16 protein-coding genes are annotated in these 16,813 nt (G+C 69.1%); 10 read left to right on the top strand and 6 right to left on the bottom strand.

From position 1 onward, the window contains the following. Positions 1-4 precede the first annotated feature (4 nt). Complete coding sequence (locus ABZ420_RS17470; RefSeq protein WP_357123409.1) at positions 5-766, bottom strand: 1-acyl-sn-glycerol-3-phosphate acyltransferase; 762 nt, start codon at positions 764-766, stop codon at positions 5-7. 136 nt (positions 767-902) lie between these two features. Between ABZ420_RS17470 and ABZ420_RS17475 the strand changes: the two genes are divergently transcribed. The 3 genes from ABZ420_RS17475 to ABZ420_RS17485 all read left to right on the top strand — a co-directional run bounded on the left by ABZ420_RS17475 (position 903) and on the right by ABZ420_RS17485 (position 2,980). Beyond that, on the top strand, positions 903-1,547 hold the full coding sequence (locus tag ABZ420_RS17475; RefSeq protein WP_357123412.1) for a YqgE/AlgH family protein: 645 nt from the start codon (positions 903-905) through the stop codon (positions 1,545-1,547). Between the two features lie 132 nt (positions 1,548-1,679). Beyond that, positions 1,680-2,216, top strand: coding sequence for a sigma-70 family RNA polymerase sigma factor (locus ABZ420_RS17480; RefSeq protein WP_357123415.1), 537 nt, complete (start codon positions 1,680-1,682; stop codon positions 2,214-2,216). Beyond that, positions 2,213-2,980, top strand: coding sequence for a zf-HC2 domain-containing protein (locus tag ABZ420_RS17485; protein ID WP_357123418.1), 768 nt, complete (start codon positions 2,213-2,215; stop codon positions 2,978-2,980). The genes ABZ420_RS17480 and ABZ420_RS17485 overlap by 4 nt, the downstream gene beginning before the upstream one ends. A 56-nt stretch (positions 2,981-3,036) precedes the next feature. Here ABZ420_RS17485 and ABZ420_RS17490 read toward each other — a convergent pair whose 3' ends face one another. Then, the gene (locus tag ABZ420_RS17490) at positions 3,037-3,567 is read right to left on the bottom strand and encodes an EXLDI protein (RefSeq protein ID WP_357123421.1); all 531 of its coding nucleotides are present in this window, start codon (positions 3,565-3,567) and stop codon (positions 3,037-3,039) included. A gap of 137 nt (positions 3,568-3,704) precedes the next feature. Between ABZ420_RS17490 and ABZ420_RS17495 the strand changes: the two genes are divergently transcribed. The 4 genes from ABZ420_RS17495 to ABZ420_RS17510 are packed head-to-tail and all read left to right on the top strand — an operon-like array spanning position 3,705 to position 8,188. Further along, positions 3,705-5,393 carry a thiamine pyrophosphate-binding protein gene (locus tag ABZ420_RS17495; RefSeq protein WP_357123424.1) on the top strand — a complete coding sequence of 563 codons (1,689 nt, stop codon included), beginning with the start codon at positions 3,705-3,707 and terminating at the stop codon, positions 5,391-5,393. A gap of 58 nt (positions 5,394-5,451) precedes the next feature. Further along, on the top strand, positions 5,452-6,111 hold the full coding sequence (locus tag ABZ420_RS17500; RefSeq protein WP_357123427.1) for an SRPBCC family protein: 660 nt from the start codon (positions 5,452-5,454) through the stop codon (positions 6,109-6,111). Positions 6,112-6,119: 8 nt separating this feature from the next. Then, complete coding sequence (locus tag ABZ420_RS17505) at positions 6,120-7,154, top strand: 3-oxoacyl-[acyl-carrier-protein] synthase III C-terminal domain-containing protein (protein ID WP_357123429.1); 1,035 nt, start codon at positions 6,120-6,122, stop codon at positions 7,152-7,154. After that, positions 7,151-8,188: an aminotransferase class I/II-fold pyridoxal phosphate-dependent enzyme gene (locus ABZ420_RS17510; RefSeq protein ID WP_357123431.1), complete on the top strand. Its 1,038-nt coding sequence runs from the start codon at positions 7,151-7,153 to the stop codon at positions 8,186-8,188. Before ABZ420_RS17505 ends, ABZ420_RS17510 begins: the two co-directional genes overlap by 4 nt. 70 nt (positions 8,189-8,258) lie before the next feature. Here the strand turns inward: ABZ420_RS17510 and ABZ420_RS17515 are convergent, their stop codons facing one another. Then, positions 8,259-9,443 (bottom strand): FAD-dependent oxidoreductase, encoded by a 1,185-nt coding sequence (locus ABZ420_RS17515; RefSeq protein WP_357123433.1) that lies wholly within the window; start codon positions 9,441-9,443, stop codon positions 8,259-8,261. An 82-nt stretch (positions 9,444-9,525) separates the two neighbouring features. Next, positions 9,526-10,470, bottom strand: a complete 945-nt coding sequence (gene sigJ / locus ABZ420_RS17520) for an RNA polymerase sigma factor SigJ (protein ID WP_357123436.1) — start codon at positions 10,468-10,470, stop codon at positions 9,526-9,528. Positions 10,471-10,635: 165 nt separating this feature from the next. Between sigJ and ABZ420_RS17525 the strand changes: the two genes are divergently transcribed. Continuing rightward, a complete protein-coding gene (locus ABZ420_RS17525; RefSeq protein ID WP_357123439.1) occupies positions 10,636-11,001 on the top strand; it encodes a cupin domain-containing protein in 366 nt (121 codons plus the stop codon). Here the strand turns inward: ABZ420_RS17525 and ABZ420_RS17530 are convergent, their stop codons facing one another. Beyond that, positions 11,002-11,409, bottom strand: a complete 408-nt coding sequence (locus ABZ420_RS17530) for an SdpI family protein (RefSeq protein ID WP_357123442.1) — start codon at positions 11,407-11,409, stop codon at positions 11,002-11,004. A gap of 164 nt (positions 11,410-11,573) precedes the next feature. Between ABZ420_RS17530 and leuS the strand changes: the two genes are divergently transcribed. Next, positions 11,574-14,420 (top strand): leucine--tRNA ligase, encoded by a 2,847-nt coding sequence (gene leuS / locus ABZ420_RS17535; protein WP_357123445.1) that lies wholly within the window; start codon positions 11,574-11,576, stop codon positions 14,418-14,420. Positions 14,421-14,518: 98 nt separating this feature from the next. Here leuS and ABZ420_RS17540 read toward each other — a convergent pair whose 3' ends face one another. Next, on the bottom strand, positions 14,519-15,208 hold the full coding sequence (locus tag ABZ420_RS17540) for an SDR family oxidoreductase (RefSeq protein WP_357123448.1): 690 nt from the start codon (positions 15,206-15,208) through the stop codon (positions 14,519-14,521). 228 nt (positions 15,209-15,436) lie between these two features. Here ABZ420_RS17540 and ABZ420_RS17545 point away from each other — a divergent pair, with 228 nt between their 5' ends. Further along, a complete protein-coding gene (locus tag ABZ420_RS17545; RefSeq protein ID WP_357123451.1) occupies positions 15,437-16,774 on the top strand; it encodes a glycogen debranching protein in 1,338 nt (445 codons plus the stop codon). Positions 16,775-16,813 lie beyond the last annotated feature (39 nt).

A 16,813-nucleotide genomic window follows, 5' to 3' on the forward strand; every position in this document is an offset into this window, starting at 1 on the left:
GCCCTCAGTAGGCCGCGACGGCGGCGTCGAGCGCCTTCTGTAGATCGGTACGCACCAACCGGGCGATGTCACCGGGCCGGGGCGGCAACTCGAGTATGGGGACACCGAAGTGGAAGCTGGCCCCCTTGGCGTCCTCCTTCGTCGGCCGCACCGCCGGGTCCCGGCGCGGACCGTAGCTCAGTGCCATCGAAACCAGCACGGGCTCGACGCCGAGCTTCATCGCCCGGAACGCGATGTGCCCGATGCCGCTGCCCACCGCTTGCACGCGGGCCGGGTCCACGTCGTTGCAGGTGCCCTCGGGGAAGACCGCGATGCCGTCGCCACGGGCCATCCGCTCCGCGCAGACGTCCATCATGCGCTGGCCCGCGGCGTTCACCGCGCGGATGCCGTGGTCCTTGCCACGGAACACCGGGATGCCGCCCATCATGTCGATCTTGCGCCGCTGATCGGGATCGACGAACAGTTCGTCCTTGGCCAGCACGCGCACCCGGCCGATCACCCGCCGTAGCCCGCTGCGCCACGCGGCCGCGGCCACGGTGTAGGGGTCGCTCTCGGAGAGATGGTTGATCGCGATCAGCAGCGGCCTGTTCTGCCTGATCACCGTGCGGAGCGCGGCGCGCGCGCCTTCCGCGTAGGTGACGCGCGGGTGGTAGCGGCGGCCGAGAACGGCGTAGGCCCCCCATGCCTTCAGGCGGTTCTGGTGATGATCGCGGTAGTAGTCGTACACGGTGTCGCTGTTCTCGAGGCGCACCTCGGGCGGTTCCATGAGCTGGACTCTACGATGTGGCGCCGGGGGCGCGACGGGGCGTCCGCCGTCGGGCCGCCACCGGTTCGGCGAATCCGGAACACAGAAGTCGGCCGCAGAAGGCGCATTGTGGGCGAACAGCTGCGATGATGTCGGAGTGGCACGCGCAGAAGACCCGGACGATCGGAAGACCCGCCGCGGGCACGGTGACCGCAGGCGACGCGAGTTCCGGCACGGCGAGCAGGTGGTTCGTGCCGGGACGCTGCTGGTGTCGTCCACCGAACTGGTCGAACCCACTTTCCGGCGCACCGTCGTCTACATCATCGAGCACAACGAGGCGGGCAGCCTCGGCGTGGTGCTCAACCGCCCGAGCGACACGGCCGTGCACGACGTGCTGCCGCGCTGGACGGACGCGGTCGCGGCGCCACGCACGCTGTTCATCGGCGGCCCGGTGAAACGGGACGCCGCGCTGTGCCTGGGCACCGTCCGGGTGGGCGCGCGCATCGAGGGCGTCCCCGGGCTGCGGCGTATCGATGGACGGGTCGTCCTCGTCGACCTGGACGCCGATCCCGAGCGGGTGGCCCCGCTCGTCGAGGGCATCCGGATCTTCGCGGGCTACGCGGGCTGGACCTTCGGGCAGCTCGAGGGTGAACTGGAGAACGACGACTGGATCGTGGTCTCGGCCCTGCCGTCCGACCCGATCAGCACGGGCCGCGCGGACCTGTGGGCGCACGTGCTGCGCCGTCAGCCGCTCCCGCTGTCCTTGCTCGCGACACACCCGATTGAACTCGAACGCAACTGAGACCGTGTACTCCTCGAAGGGACCGAAGGAGACACGACATGAGACACGACAACTGAACCGGCGAGAGCATGGGTGACGCATCGGGTGCGCCCACCGACCGGACCCGCAATTCGAGCGGAGAGGTATGCAGTTGTGCGCAAGGTACGCGGCGAGACGGGCCCTCCCGACGACCAGTCCGAATTGATGCGGGCTCTGTACCAGGAACACGCCGCCCCGCTGTGGCGGTACACGCTCGGCTTGGTCCGGGACCGGGGACGGGCAGAGGACATCGTGCAGGAAACATTGCTGCGGGCCTGGCAACGGCCGAATGTCTTGGATCAATCCACCACGTCGGCGCGGGCGTGGCTGTTCACCGTGGCGCGCAATCTCGCCGTGGATGAGCACCGCAGCGCCCGCAGCAGGCGCGAGTTCCGCACCGACAACCCACCCGAACGGGCGGCCCCCGACCACTCCGATCGTGCGCTGGACGGCTGGCTGGTCGCCGATGCCCTCGGCAAGCTCAGCGCCGACCACCGCGAGGTGATCGTGCGGGCCTACTACCGGGGACTGTCCACACATCAGATCGCCGAGGAACTCGACGTCCCGCCGGGCACGGTGAAGTCCCGGATGCACTACGGTATGCGCGCGTTGCGCCTGGCACTACAGGAGATGGGGGTGACGAATCAATGACGGACATCACCGACGACTTCAGCACGTGGGACGCCCCGTATGTGCTCGGCTCCCTCACCCGCGAAGAGCGCCTGCAGTACGAGAGCCACCTCGGCGCCTGCCCCGACTGCCGTGGCGCCGTTGCCGAACTCGCGGGCCTACCGGGCATGCTCGCCCTCGTGGAGACCGACATCGCGCTCGCGATGATCGAGCCGCCCGCGCGAACGGGCGAGTCCGCGGCGGTGCCACCTCCCCCGCCCATGCCGACACTCCCTCCCCGGCCCATGCCCACACTCCCACCGCCACCCCGGCTCGCCGACGCGGCCGAGCGGCGCCGCCGCCGCAGCGGGTGGACGTCGGTCGGCATCGCGGTGGCCTCGGCCGCGGCCGCGGTGGCGATCGCCGTCCCGATCGCGATCTCGGTGTCCGGATCGAACGACTCGCAGGAGCCGGGCACCAGCGAGCAGGCGTTCGTCGAACGCCAGATGACTCCGCTGGAGCCGACGCCGGTTTCGGCGAACTTCAAGCTCGTCCCGGCGGGCGACCGGACGCGGGTGGTGATGTCCTGCAGCTATCCCCCGGGCGAGCAACTGCGCTACAGCGCGAACCTCGCGCTGTACGTCACCAGCATCAGCGGCCAGCAGCAGAAACTCGACGAGTGGCCCGCGGGCCCCGGCACCGAGCTGACCATCGACCGGACCATCGAGGGCGCACCCGATCAGGTCCGCTCGGTGGAGATCCGCGCGGCGAACACCGGGAGGGTGCTGCTCACCGGCGCGGTCTGATCGGTCGGACGATCCCCCGCGGGTACTGCCCGCGGTGGATCGCGGATTGGTGGCGGCTAGATGTCCAGGTCCTCGATCTTCGGCCCCCCGGCCACGTCCACGACCCGCTGGTAGAGCTTGTCGGGCAGCTGCCCCTTCAACTCGTCCAGGGAATCCACCACGACGAAGACGAAATCGCCCCAGTCCTGTTGTCCGACGCCGAGCAGGCGGCGCCAGCTCTTCGGGTCCCGCCAGTCCTTGAGCCAGTTCGCGCCCGCGTCGACGGGATATTCGTCCCAGTTCGAATACTGGGCGTGCATCACGTACTTGCCCTTGCGGCTGCGATACACCTGGATGTGCTCGATCCGCGTATCGTTGACCTCGTGCCACTCCCCCAGCAGAGTGCCGGAGAAGCGGACTTGGCGCACACCGTCGCGGCCGACCTTGACCACGATCTCGTCGTAGCCCTCCAGCCGACCCTCCTCGAGTTCGATGAACCGGCGCAACGCCGTGACCACCGCACCCGAGAGGTTGCCGCCGACCAACTCCTGCGCGCGCTGGAACAGCGGAAGATCGTCGTCGGCAACGTAGATCGTCTTGTTGGGCATACTTTGACTATACGTAGATGTATACGTACACGCAAGGCGTCACTCGCCTCCCCCTGAAACAGCGTTGAACCGTTCGGCGGTCCGGCCCGTATCACTCCTGTACGCAGTCGATTCATCGTCAGCGGAAAGGAGCGCCGATGCGGACTCGGGTCGTGGACCATCTGGTGCGAGCGGTGTCGGCGTTGGGCGTTCGGCACATCTTCGGGGTGGACGGCGCCAACATCGAGGACCTGTACGACGCGATCTTCGATGCGCCGGAGCACGTCACGGGGGTGGTCGCCAAACACGAGTTCTCCGCGGCCACCATGGCCGACGGGTATGCCCGCAGCACGAGCGGATTCGGCGTCGTCGCCGCGACCTCCGGCGGCGGTGCGATGAACCTCGTCGCCGGACTCGCCGAATCGTTCGCGTCACGTGTGCCGATACTCGCACTGGTCGGCCAGCCGCCGATGACCCTGGAGGGCAACGGCGCGTTCCAGGACACCAGCGGACGCGCCGGGACCATCGATGCGGTCCGCCTCTTCGGCGCGGTCAGCACCTATTGCGCACGGGTGGAATCGGCCGCGGATGTGCCGGAGCAGCTGGACCGGGCGCTGCGAGCCGCCCGGCACGGCGGTCCGGCGGTACTGCTGCTGCCCAAAGACGTGCAGCAGGCCGAACTGGGCAACGTCGCCCCGTTTCGGCCGAGCCCGCGGACGCACCGGTCCGACCACGCCGGAATCGCTCGCGTGCGCGCCGCGCTCACCACGGCCCGGCACACCGGCAAGATCGTGATCATCGCGGGTGATCAGGTCGCGCGCGACGACGCGCGCGACGAGTTGGCCCGCTTGGCCACCGCGCTGGAGGCCGCGGTGGGCGTCGCGCCGGACGCGAAGGACACCTTCGACAACACCGATCCCGCCTTCCGCGGCGTCGCGGGCAGCATGGGTCACCCCGAGCTGACGGCGGCCATCCGCTCCTCGGCCCTGTGCCTGCTGGTCGGCACCCGGTTGCCGGTGCCCGCCCGCGCCGGCTCGGAGACCGCGCTCGCCGAACGCGCGGTCGCGAGCATCGGCGTGGCGCCGCCGTACCTCCCCGCCATCCACGCGACCAGTACCGATCTCGCGCGAACGCTCGCCGAACTCGCCGACGAACTGGACGACGGCAGTACCGGATCCGAACGCGTGCTCGCGGCGCAACCGCTGACTTCCCTGCGCGTGCCCGCCTCCTCCGGCCCCGGTCTGCGCTACCGGGATGTGGTCGAGACGATCGACGCGGTCTTGCCCGAGGGCACCGACGTGTTCGCCGACGCGGGCAACACCGGGGCGGCCGTCGTGCACCATCTGCGGGTCCCACGGGGCGGCCGGTTCGTGGTCGCCCTCGGCATGGGCGGGATGGGTTACGCCTTCGGCGCGGGCATCGGGTCGGCGTTCGCGCGGCACGCGCGAGCGGACGGCGTGCGGCGGACGGTGGTCATCGCCGGTGACGGCTCGTTCTACATGCACGGTATGGAGCTGCACACCGCGATCGAGCACACCCTGCCGGTCACCTTCGTCGTGCTGAACAACAACGCGCACGCCATGTGCGTGACCAGGGAGCAGCTGTACTACCGGGATCGCTACAGCTTCAACCGATTTCGTCCGGCCTACCTGGGCGCGGGCGTCGCCGCGATGTTCCCCGAGCTGCCCGCGTTCTCGGTGCACACCGTCGGCGATCTCGCCGCGGCGCTGCGACGCTGCCTGGAAACCGAGGGCCCGTCATTCCTTTCGATCGAATGCGACCCCGATGAGATCCCCCCGTTCCTGCCCTTCCTGACCACCGTCGAGCAATCCGGGAAGGCCCGATGACCCACACTCGCCCAACCCGTGCGGGCGCCGTGCCTGCGCCCGCCGAGAGGAGCACCCCATGACCGCGACTTCCCTGCCCGCCCTCAGCGACATCCCGGAGGAGGGTCTGCCGAATGTGCTCCGTGTCGAGAAGTTCGACAGAGACGCCGCCACTCCGCTCATCATGGACATGCTGCGATCGGTGTACCCACACGACCAGATCTACGGCGAATACTGTCCCGTGCAGGGCTATATCGCCGCACCGCCGCGAGAGGTATACGAATACCTCGCCGACACCAGGTCGCTGGAGGAGTGGACCTACAGCATGCGCGGGTTCGCCGAGACCGACGAACCCGGACTGTGGCTGGCCTATGACCGGCTCGGCGCCGACACCAAGATCTTCACCCGCACCGTCGCGAACCCCGATGCCATGACCGTCGACTACCACTGCGCCTGGGACCAGTCACGGCACCTGTGGATGATCTACCTGCTGCGCGTGGTAGACGCCCGAGTGGTGTTCGACAAGCCGGGTTCGGTTGTCCTGTGGGTGAATTGCAAGCACCCGTTCTACGACGAGAACCCCTACCCGGAGACCGCGCCGCCGAAGCGGGAGGTATGGGTCGGCGACTTCTGGGACCTGTTCTCGGCGGGTCATCAGCTGGAGATGGAAAACCTCAAGGCCATCTGCGAGTACCGGGCCACCCACGGCCTGCCCATCAAGCCCGACTGGATGAAGTGAGACCCGCTATGCACCAGAACACCTCCGGCCTACCCTCGGTGAGCCTCGTCGACGTGTCCTCGTATCTACCCGGCGAACCGGTCGGCACCGAATACTTCACCCAGTTCGCCCGCTCGGACCGGATGGCCAAGAACGTCATGTTCCGCGCGCCCAAGGGCCGCCACCACATAGCGCGCGACGAGACCGCGGTGGACATGGTCGAGCGCGCCGTCGCACCACTGATCGAACGCAACGGCGCCGACGCGATCGCCGAGGTCGACGTTTTGCTCACACACACCCAACTGCCGGACAATCCGGTGCTCGGCAGCGGCCCCGAGGTGGCCCGGCGGCTCGGCATCCGTCCCTCGTACGTCTACGACCTGCACAACGGCGGGTGCGCGGCGTTCGTGCACATGATGGCGATGGCCCGCATGATCCTGCAAACCACCTCCGCGCGCACCGCGCTGATCGCGGCGAGCCAGAACTGCGCGGGACCGGTGTTCACCCAGACCGAGATCCGTAAGCTGGCCCAGGCTCCGGTGCCCGGCGACGGCTGCGGAGTGGGGCTGCTGCGGAAGGACGACAGCGCGCCGATCCTCGACGTCGAATGCCGCACCTATCCCGAATTCGCGGGAGACATGGAGTTCTCCACCAACGGCGAGCGCAAGTACTGGGAGCCGGGCGAGGGGCAGGGGTGCGTCAGCTTCACCGAGTCCAAGGTCACCAAGGTGTTCGCCAGGGGCAACCGGCTGGTTCCGGAAGTCGCCCTCGCGGTGTGCGATCGGCTCGGCGTGCGCGGACGCGACGTCGACACCTTCGTCACCAATCAGCCGAACCGGCTGTTCCTGCGCAACTGGCACGATGCGCTGGAGCTTCCGGCGCAGCGGCATCCCGACACCTTCGACTCCTGCGGAAATCTGTTCGCCGCCGGTATCCCGGTGACCCTGGACGTGGAGAACCGGGCGGGACGGCTGGCCAACGGCTCGCTGGTCCTGCTGGCGGGGTTCGCGCACGCGGGCGACTTCGCGGGCGCGGCCGCCGTCCGCTGGGGAGCCGCGCGATGAGCGTGCGCGTCGTCGACGGCACCCGGCCCTCCCGCAGGCACCCGGCGCCCCGGGTGGCACCCCGTTTCGACCTAACCCTGAGCGAGAACCCGTTCCCGCCGCTGCCTTCGGTGCTGCGGGCGGTGCACATGACGCTGGCACAGGCCAACCGATACCCGGAGTTCCTGCCGCATCGGCTGCCGTCGCTGATCGCCCGGCATGTGGACGTGCGGGCGGATCAGGTGGTGGTCGGCTCGGGGGCGACCGGGGTGGCCCTGCAGATCCTGCAGGCGCTGACCACGCCGGGTACGGAGATCGTCTACAGCGCGCCGACGTTCGACGGGTATCCGATCATGGCCGAGATGACCGGCCTGGACGCCGTGCCGGTGCCGCTGGACGCGACGGGGAACCAGGATCTGCGCGCGATGCGCCGCGCCATCGGCCGGCGCACCGCACTGGTCGTGGTGTGCCGTCCGCACAATCCCACCGGCACGGTGATTCCGGCGGACGAGCTGAAGGCGTTCCTGTCCGACGTACCCGCCCGGGTTCCGGTGATTCTCGACGAGGCGTATGTCGAATTCCTCGCTGCGGCCGAGTACGTCGACCCGCTGGCACTGATCGCGAAGCACCCCAACCTGCTCGTCCTGCGGACCTTCTCGAAGGCGTACGGATTGGCCGGGCTGCGAATCGGTTACGCCTTCGGCAACACCGAACTGATCGCGCGAGTGGGTAAGTTGCAACTGCCCTTCGGGCTGAGCGCGGCGGCGGTGGCCGCGGTCGCCGCCTCCTACGCCGCCGAACCCGAACTCGCCGCACGAACCCTCCGCATCACCGAGGAACGAGACGCACTTCGCGCGGCACTGGTGGCTCGCGGATTCGCGATACCGGAGAGCCGCGCCAACTTCCTGTTCATCCCCGGTCCCGGCACCGCCACCGCGCTGCGTCGCGCGGGGATCGCCGCGAAGCCCTATCCGGACGGCAGCGCCCGGATCGCCGTCGGCGATCCCTCCGCCGACCATGCGGTTCTGGAAGCGCTTCTACCGCACACTTCGTGACCGTCGAGACGGCAAGAGGGCGGGCCGTGTCGGATCGTCCCGTCCGACACGGCCCGTATCGAGCGCGCCGTCACGCGGTGAGGGCGCGGATCGGCTCGGCGGCGGTGATGTGACGACGGCGAGACGGGAGCATCGACGTCGGGTGCGAGATGCTCCACGCCGCGCTCTTGCAGATGAACTCCTTGACTCGCGCGGCCGACCGGCCGGTGAGGGCGGAGGGCTTGGGCTGATCGTCGGGGGTGACCCACTGGACGACGGCATCGCGGCGGCCGAGGCTGATGCACTGGGCGGTGTAGCCTATCGAATTGCCGGGGATCTTTCGGCCGGTCAGACGCGCGGCGATAGCGTCGGCGGCCTGATAGGCCGAAGGGACACCCGAGGCGCAGGACATGCGCAGCGGCTCGCCGTTCGCCCCGGGGGCGAGCGCGGCGTCGCCGACGGCGTAGACGTCGGGGTGCGAGACCGACCGCATCGTGTCGTCGACGACGATCTGCCCCGTCGCCGACACCCGCAGGGTGGTGGCCGCGGCGATCGGGTGCACGGCGAAACCTGCTGTCCACAGCGTCATTCGGGCCGGGATCGTGCGGCCGTCGATGGTGACGGCGCCGGTCCGCTCGACGCGGGCGATGTCGGTGTGCTCGTGCACGGTGATGCCGAGCCGGTCGAACGCCTTGCGCAGATACTGCTGAGCCTTCGCGCTCAGCCAGTCGCCGAGGCCGCCGCGAGCCACGAGGGCGACCTCGAGATCCGGTCGAGCCTCAGCGATTTCGGTGGCGCCTTCGATGCCGGTGAGACCACCACCGACGACCAGCACGGTCGCACCCGCGCCCAAGCTCGCCAGACGCTCGCGCACCCGCAGCGCGGACTGCTTGCCCGCGATGTCGTAGGCGTGCTCGGCCACACCGGGCACACCGCAGTCGGCGGCGGCGCTGCCGAGGGCGTAGACGAGAGTGTCGTAGGTGATCTCACGGCGGCCATCGGAGGCATCGATGTCGACCACCTTCCGGTCGACATCGATCGCGGTCACCCGCGCAGGCACCACCCGCACGCCCGTGTCGGCGAAGACATCGGCCAGCGCGCGGGTCTTCAGCTGCTGACCCGCGGCCAGCTGGTGCATGCGGACCCGCTCGACGAACTCCGGATCGGCGTTGACGAGATCGATCTCGACATCGGCGGGATGCAGCCGCTTGGCCAGGCGACCAGCGGCGTTGGCTCCGGCGTATCCCGCGCCGAGAACGACGATGCGATGCTTCATGGTCTCACTCCTGTCTGGGTGGTGTTCGCTTCCTGAACCGGACAGCGACGCGAAACCTGACAGAAGTGGAATGTGATCTAGGTCACCACCCGGCGAGGAGGGGATCCGCGTGCTCCGATGCGGCCCAGTGGCGCGTGGCCCGTTCGAGCTTCTCCGGGTTTGCTTGGGTGTGAACAGCCACGATGCCGTCGGTGGTCACCTCCAGGGTGATCACGATGACGACCCGATCGCCGACCACGACCACCAGTCCGGGTACGCCATTGACCACCGCGGCGAACAGGTCGGCACGACCGCCGATCGTCGCCCACTTCTCCTCGGTGGGCTCGAACAGGCGGCGCAGGAACCGCGCCACCCGCAGCGCGCCGGTGATCGGCTCCGGTAGCGAGAAGACCACGCCGCCACCGTCGCCCGCGCTGATCGCATCGTCGGCCAGCATCCGCACCAGCGAGTCGGTGTTGCCGCTGAGCGCCGCGGCCAGGAACTCCTCGACGACCTTGCGGGCGACGGCCTCATCGGCTTCCACGCGGGTCCGGTCGCCGGTCACGCGCTGTTTGGCGCGCCGGTAGATCTGATAGCAGTTGGACTCGGTGATATCGAGGATTTCGGCGATCTCGTTGTGCGCGTAGCCGAATGCCTCGCGCAGCACATACACCACGCGTTCATTGGCCGACAGCCGTTCCATCAGGGTGAGCATCGCGATCGACACCGATTCGCGCTGCTCGACGGTCTCGGCCGGGCCGAGCATACGATCCTCGGCGAAGATCGGCTCGGGCAGCCACTGGCCTACATAGGCCTCTCGCCGTACCCGGGCCGAAGCGAGTTGGTTGAGGCAGATATTGGTGAGCACCTTGGTCAGCCACGCCTCGGGCGTCTCGACGAACGCGCGGTCGGCGGCGTGCCAGCGCATGAACGTATCCTGCACCGCGTCCTCGGCGTCACTCGCCGAACCCAACAGGCGATACGCGATCGCCTCCAGTCGCGGCCGGCAGTTCTCGAATACCTCGACCTCAGGCGCCACAGCCGACATGGCTCGAAACTAACCCCCGCCGCCCGCTTCCGCCAACCGCTACACCCGCCACCCCAGAACAGATCAGTAGCGGACGTCGATGAGCCACCCGGCCGGTACAGACGACGTCCGGGCGCGCGCCCCGGGAGGCTTGGAGTAGTCGAGCGGAAATGATTCGATCGAGGGATGTGGCGCGCATTCGAGGCCAACGCGGCGCCTGCGCACGGGACCGCCAGCCGGGTCCTGTTCCGGTTCGCCGTGGGACGACGGGCGTTCATCCTGCGCCAGACGATCATCGAACCCGGCGGCTCCAGCGGGTGGCACTATCACGACGGGACGCTGTTCGTCCTCGTCGCGCGGGGCACGCTCGATCACCCGGGCGCGGACTGCGCGCCGGTCACCTATCGCCGGTGGCGAGTCTTCCGCGAACCGAGCGGGCCGCGCTACCCGCATGTCGCCCGCAATATCGGGACCGAGCCGGTGCTGCTGTGCGTGCTCTACGTCACTCCGATCGGCAGCCCGCTGTCGCGCAGCGTGGCGCCGCCGAAGTGATCAGCTCGCGGGCTGGCAGGCGTCGCGGAGTGAGCACGCGCCGCAGGAGCTGCCGCAACCGCCGATCTCGGGGGGCGGAGCGATGGCGTCGGCGGCCTGTGCGGCGGCATTCGCGCCCGCGCCGAGGGTGAACAACGCGACCACGGCGGTGCAGGCCGCGACCACCAGCGCGACGAATCCGCCGGCGACCAGCGCGACCAGACCACCGGCGAACAGCAGCGCCCCGGCCGCGATCGAGGTGGGCGCGGCGACCCGGTTGGCGACGCGGAACGTCTCGCCGGTGGACAACGCGGCCTCGGTGTGCACCCCGAAGAAACGATTGCGGGGCAACCGGCCGGTCAGCCCGAGTGCGCCGGTGGTGACGGCTACGACAGCCAGCGCGAACAGGACGAGAGCGACGACGAACACCCATGCAGGCTAGCGCATCGGTGCCGCCGGGCCGATGACGGGCGGTGCGACCGAGAACACGTCGGCAAAGTCCAGGCCAGCCCGATTTTCGGTCCAGCGGAGGTGACGTTCTACCCTGATAGACGAAGTTTGTCGGGGATCGGCGACCACAAGAAGGCAGGACCGTGCAAGACACACGCGCAACCGAAAGCGATGTACCAGAGCACCGGTACAACGCGGAGCTTGCCGGCCGCATCGAACGCCGGTGGCAGCGGACGTGGGACGAACGCGGAACCTTCCACGCGCCGAACCCGGTGGGGCCGCTGGCGGGCCCGACGCCGCCGGACAAGCTGTTCGTGCAGGACATGTTCCCCTACCCCTCGGGCGCGGGACTGCACGTCGGACATCCGCTGGGTTATATCGCCACCGATGTCTTCGCCCGCTACCACCGCATGCACGGCCGCAATGTGCTGCACGCCCTCGGCTACGACGCCTTCGGCCTGCCCGCCGAGCAGTACGCGGTGCAGACCGGCGCGCACCCGCGCGACACCACCGAGTCGAACATCGCCACGATGCAGCGCCAGCTGGACCGGCTGGGTCTCGGCCACGACCGCCGCCGCTCCTTCGCGACCACCGACCCGGAGTACTACCGCTGGACCCAGTGGATCTTCCTGCGCATCTACAACGCGTGGTACGACCAGGAGGCCGATCGCGCCCGCCCGATCGCCGAACTGGAGGCCCAGTTCGCCTCCGGTGCGCGAGCGGTCCCGGACGGGAAGGACTGGGCCGCGCTGAGTCCCGCGGAACGCGGCGCGCTGCTGGACTCCTATCGCTTGGTCTACCAAACGGATTCGATGGTCAACTGGTGCCCGGGTCTGGGCACCGTGCTGTCCAACGAAGAGGTCACCGCCGAAGGCCGCAGTGAGCGCGGGAACTTCCCGGTGTTCCGGAAGCGGCTGTGGCAGTGGATGATGCGCATCACCGCCTACGCCGACCGGCTGGTCGACGACCTCGATCGGCTGGACTGGCCGGAGAACGTCAAGGCCATGCAGCGCAACTGGATCGGGCGTTCGCGCGGCGCGCAGGTGAGGTTCGACGCCGACGGCGAGCAGATCGAGGTTTTCACCACCCGGCCCGACACCCTGTTCGGCGCGACGTACGTCGTGCTGGCGCCCGAACACGAGCTGGTGGACAAGCTGACCGCGGCCGCGTGGCCCGCCGACGTCGATTCCCGCTGGACCAACGGCGGCGCCGCGTCCCCGGCGGACGCCGTCGCGGCCTACCGCAAGTCGATCGCGGCCAAATCGGATCTGGAGCGTCAGGAGAACAAGGAGAAGACCGGCGTCTTCCTGGGCAACTATGCCGTCAACCCGGTGAACGGCGCACCCGTGCCGATCTTCATCGCCGACTACGTGCTCAGCGGATACGGCACCGGCGCGATCATGGCGGTACCCGGGCACGATCAGCGCGACTGGGATTTCGCCACCGCGCTCGGGTTGCCGATCGAAGAGGTCATCTCCGGCGGCGACATCACCGTCTCGGCCCACTCCGGTGAGGGCGAGCTGGTGAATTCCGGCTACCTGGACGGGCTGTCGGTCGAAGACGCCAAGGCCACGGTGATCGCCCGGCTGGAGTCCGACGGCCACGGCACCGGCACCATCCAGTACAAGTTGCGCGACTGGTTGTTCGCCCGGCAGCGCTACTGGGGCGAGCCGTTCCCGATCGTCTACGACGAGCAAGGCGCACCGCACGCGCTGCCGGAATCCATGCTGCCGGTGCGGCTGCCGGAGCTCGACGATTTCGCGCCGGTGACCTTCGACCCGGACGACGCGACGTCCGAACCGTCGCCGCCGCTGGCGAAGGCCACCGACTGGGTGCATGTCGAACTGGACCTGGGCGATGGGCCCAGGAAATACCGGCGTGACACCAACGTCATGCCGAACTGGGCGGGCAGCTCGTGGTACCAGCTGCGCTACGCCGATCCGACGAACACCGAGGCGTTCTGCGCCAAGGAGAACGAGGCGTACTGGCTCGGCCCGCGCGCCGAGGTCGGCGGGCCGGACGATCCGGGCGGCGTGGACCTGTACGTCGGCGGCGTCGAGCACGCGGTGCTGCACCTGCTGTATGCGCGGTTCTGGCAGAAGGTGTTGTTCGATCTGGGCGATGTCAGCAGCTCGGAGCCCTACCGGCGACTGTTCAACCAGGGCTACATCCAGGCGCACGCCTACACCGACGAGCGCGGCGCGTACGTACCCGCCGCCGAGGTGGTCGAACGCGACGGCCGGTTCTTCTGGACCGACGCCACCGGCACCGAGATCAGGGTGTTCCAGGAGTACGGCAAGATCGGCAAGTCGCTGAAGAACGCCATCTCCCCGGACGAGATGTGCGATCTGTACGGCGCCGACACCTTCCGCTTCTACGAGATGGCCATGGGTCCGCTGGACACCTCGCGGCCGTGGGCCACCAAAGACGTCGTCGGCGCGCACCGGTTCCTGCAACGGGCCTGGCGCCTGGTGGTGAACGAGGAGTCCGGCGCGCTGCGGGTCACCGACGCGGAGCCGACCGGTGAGACGCTGCGCCTGCTGCACAAGACGATCGCGGGCGTGGACGAGGATTTCGCCGCGCTGCGCGACAACACGGCGGGCGCCAAGCTGATCGAGCTGACCAACCACCTGACCAAGAGCTACCCGGACGGCGCGCCGCGCTCGGTGGTGGAGCCGCTGGTGCTGATGCTGGCGCCGCTGGCCCCGCATGTCGCCGAGGAGCTGTGGGAGCGCCTGGGCCACACCACGTCCCTGGCGCACGGCCCGTTCCCGGTCGCCGATCCCGCCCTGCTGGTCGAGGAGTCGGTGGAGTACCCGATTCAGGTGAACGGCAAGGTGCGCAGCCGGATTCAGGTGGCGGCCGACGCGGACAACGCGGCGATCGAGGCGGCCGCGCTGGCCGACGAGAAGATCGCCCAGCTGCTCGACGGCGCGGCGCCGCGCAAGCTGATCGTCGTGCCCGGTCGCCTGGTGAACATCGTCGCCTGACGGCTGGTCAGCGCAGCGGGAGCAGCACGTCGTCGCGTGTAGGCGCGGTGAATACCCCGGTCACGCTGCTGTCGGAAGGCGCGCGGAGGCGCTGTCGATCAGTAGGGCCGGAGCACGACCTCGGTCGGGTGCGCGTCGCGCGGAGTGTCGATGGCGGAACGCACCGTGTATGCCACCGTCTCGGGGGTGAGGAAATCCTCGGCCCGGTACTCGCGCCCCTCGCCGGCGATGATCTCTCGCTGCATGTCGGTGTCGATGCGCCCGGGGTGGATCGAGGTCACCCGCAGTTCCGGCTCCTCCTGCCGCAACGCGTCACCGAAAGCGCGCAGTCCGAACTTGCTCGCCGCGTAGGAGGCCCAGCCCGGGTTCGCGCGCAGCCCCGCACCCGAGTTGATCAGCACCACGTGCCCCTTGCCCGCCCGCAGCGCGGGCAGCAGCAGCCGGGTGAGCTCGGCGACGGCGATGAGGTTGGCCTCCAACGTGTTCCGCCACTGTTCGACGGTGGACCCGGCGATCGTGCCGAGATCGGCGATGCCCGCGTTGTGCACCAGTACGTTCACGCTCCGGATCGGGGCGACCGCTTCGGCGAGGGCGGCATAGTCGGTCAACTCGACGGGCCAACCCTGGGCGGCGGGCAGCTCCGCCAGGATGCCGCGCAGCGACTCCGCCGATCGGGCGCCGAGCAGCAAGTCGTGCGTGGGTGCGAGTTCGCGGGCGATCGCGGCGCCCAGGCCACGGCTGGCGCCGGTGATCAACGCGGTCGGTTTCGCGGGCGCGGCGGAAGTCATGGGCCCCACCGTAACCGGCCGGGTGAAGAAGGCGTAGAAACGCGTAGCACTGGACGAACGACTAGCGCTGCACACCGAATCGAGGCGACAATCTCGAGCAGCGAATCACGGACGGGGCATACGAAAGTGAGAACCGCCGAACACGAACCGGCCTCGGGCCGAGGGGCCGGGCACGAAACGGACACCGCTGAGCGGGCATATCTGCGGGTGACATCGCAGAATAGGGGGATGGCACATCCGGGCTTCACCCCCACCCAGCTCGCGGCCCGCGCTGCCTACCTGCTGCGCGGCAACGATCTGGGCACTATGACCAGCGCGGCGCCACGCCTGTACCCGCACATGTGGAGCTGGGACGCGGCATTCGTCGCGGTCGGCCTCGCGCCGCTGAGCGTGGAGCGGGCGGTGATCGAGCTGGACACCCTGCTCTCGGCGCAGTGGAAGAACGGCATGATCCCGCACATCGTCTTCGCCAACGGCGTGGACGGCTATTTTCCCGGCCCGGCCCGCTGGGAGTGCCGCAAACTGGCGGCCAACGCGCCGGACGACCTGGACACCTCCGGGATCACCCAACCGCCCGTGCACGCCATCGCGGTGCAGCGGATCCTGGATCATTCGCGCAGGCACGGCCGCAGTACCAGGTCGGTGGCCGAGGAGTTCCTCAACCGGCGCTGGCCGGATCTGGTGCGCTGGCACCGCTGGCTGGCGCACGCCCGCGATCCCAAGGAGACCGGTCGCATCACGCTGTATCACGGCTGGGAGTCCGGGATGGACAACTCGCCGCGCTGGGATCGCGCCTACGAGCACGTGGTCCCCGGCGACGTGCCGCCCTACCGCCGCGAGGACGTGCTGGTGGTGTCCGATCCGACCCAGCGGCCCACCGACCGCGAGTACGACCGCTACCTGTGGCTGGTGGAGCAGATGCGCCGCGCGGGCTACGACGACTACCAGCTCGCCTCGACCATGAGCTTCGCCGTCGAGGACGTGTTCGTCACCGGGATCTTCGCGCTGGCCTGCGAGGTGCTGGCCAATATCGGCGAGGAGTACAAGCAGCCGCACGCCGACGTACGCGATCTCTACGCCTGGGCCGACCGTTTCCGCGCGGGCGTCGTCGCGACGGCCGATGCCCGCACCGGCGCGGCCCGCGATTTCGACGTGCGATTGCAGCGGTGGATCAACACCGAGACGCTCTCGATGTTCGCGCCGCTGCTGTGTGGCGGCCTCCCCCGCGACGCCGAGCGCAGCTTGCTGCGCGTGTTCGAGGGTCCGCGCTTCTGCGGCCACCCGGATCTGCGCTACGCGCTGCCGCCTTCGACCTCGCCGGTGTCCAAGGATTTCCGTTCCCGCGAGTATTGGCGCGGCCCGGTGTGGCCGGTGATGAGCTGGCTGTTCTCCTGGGTCTTCGCCAGACGCGGCTGGGCCGAGCGCTCGTTCATGCTGCGCGCGGAGGGCTTGCGGCAGGCCAGCGACGGCAGCTTCGCCGAGTACTACGAGCCGTTCACCGGCGAACCGCTGGGCAGCATGCAGCAGTCGTGGACGGCGGCGTCGGTCCTGGATTGGCTGGGGTGAAAGCCACAGAACAGTTCTGACACCCCATTCGTCACACTG

Source organism: Nocardia sp. NPDC005745 (assembly GCF_040630775.1).
Taxonomy (GTDB): Bacteria; Actinomycetota; Actinomycetes; order Mycobacteriales; family Mycobacteriaceae; genus Nocardia.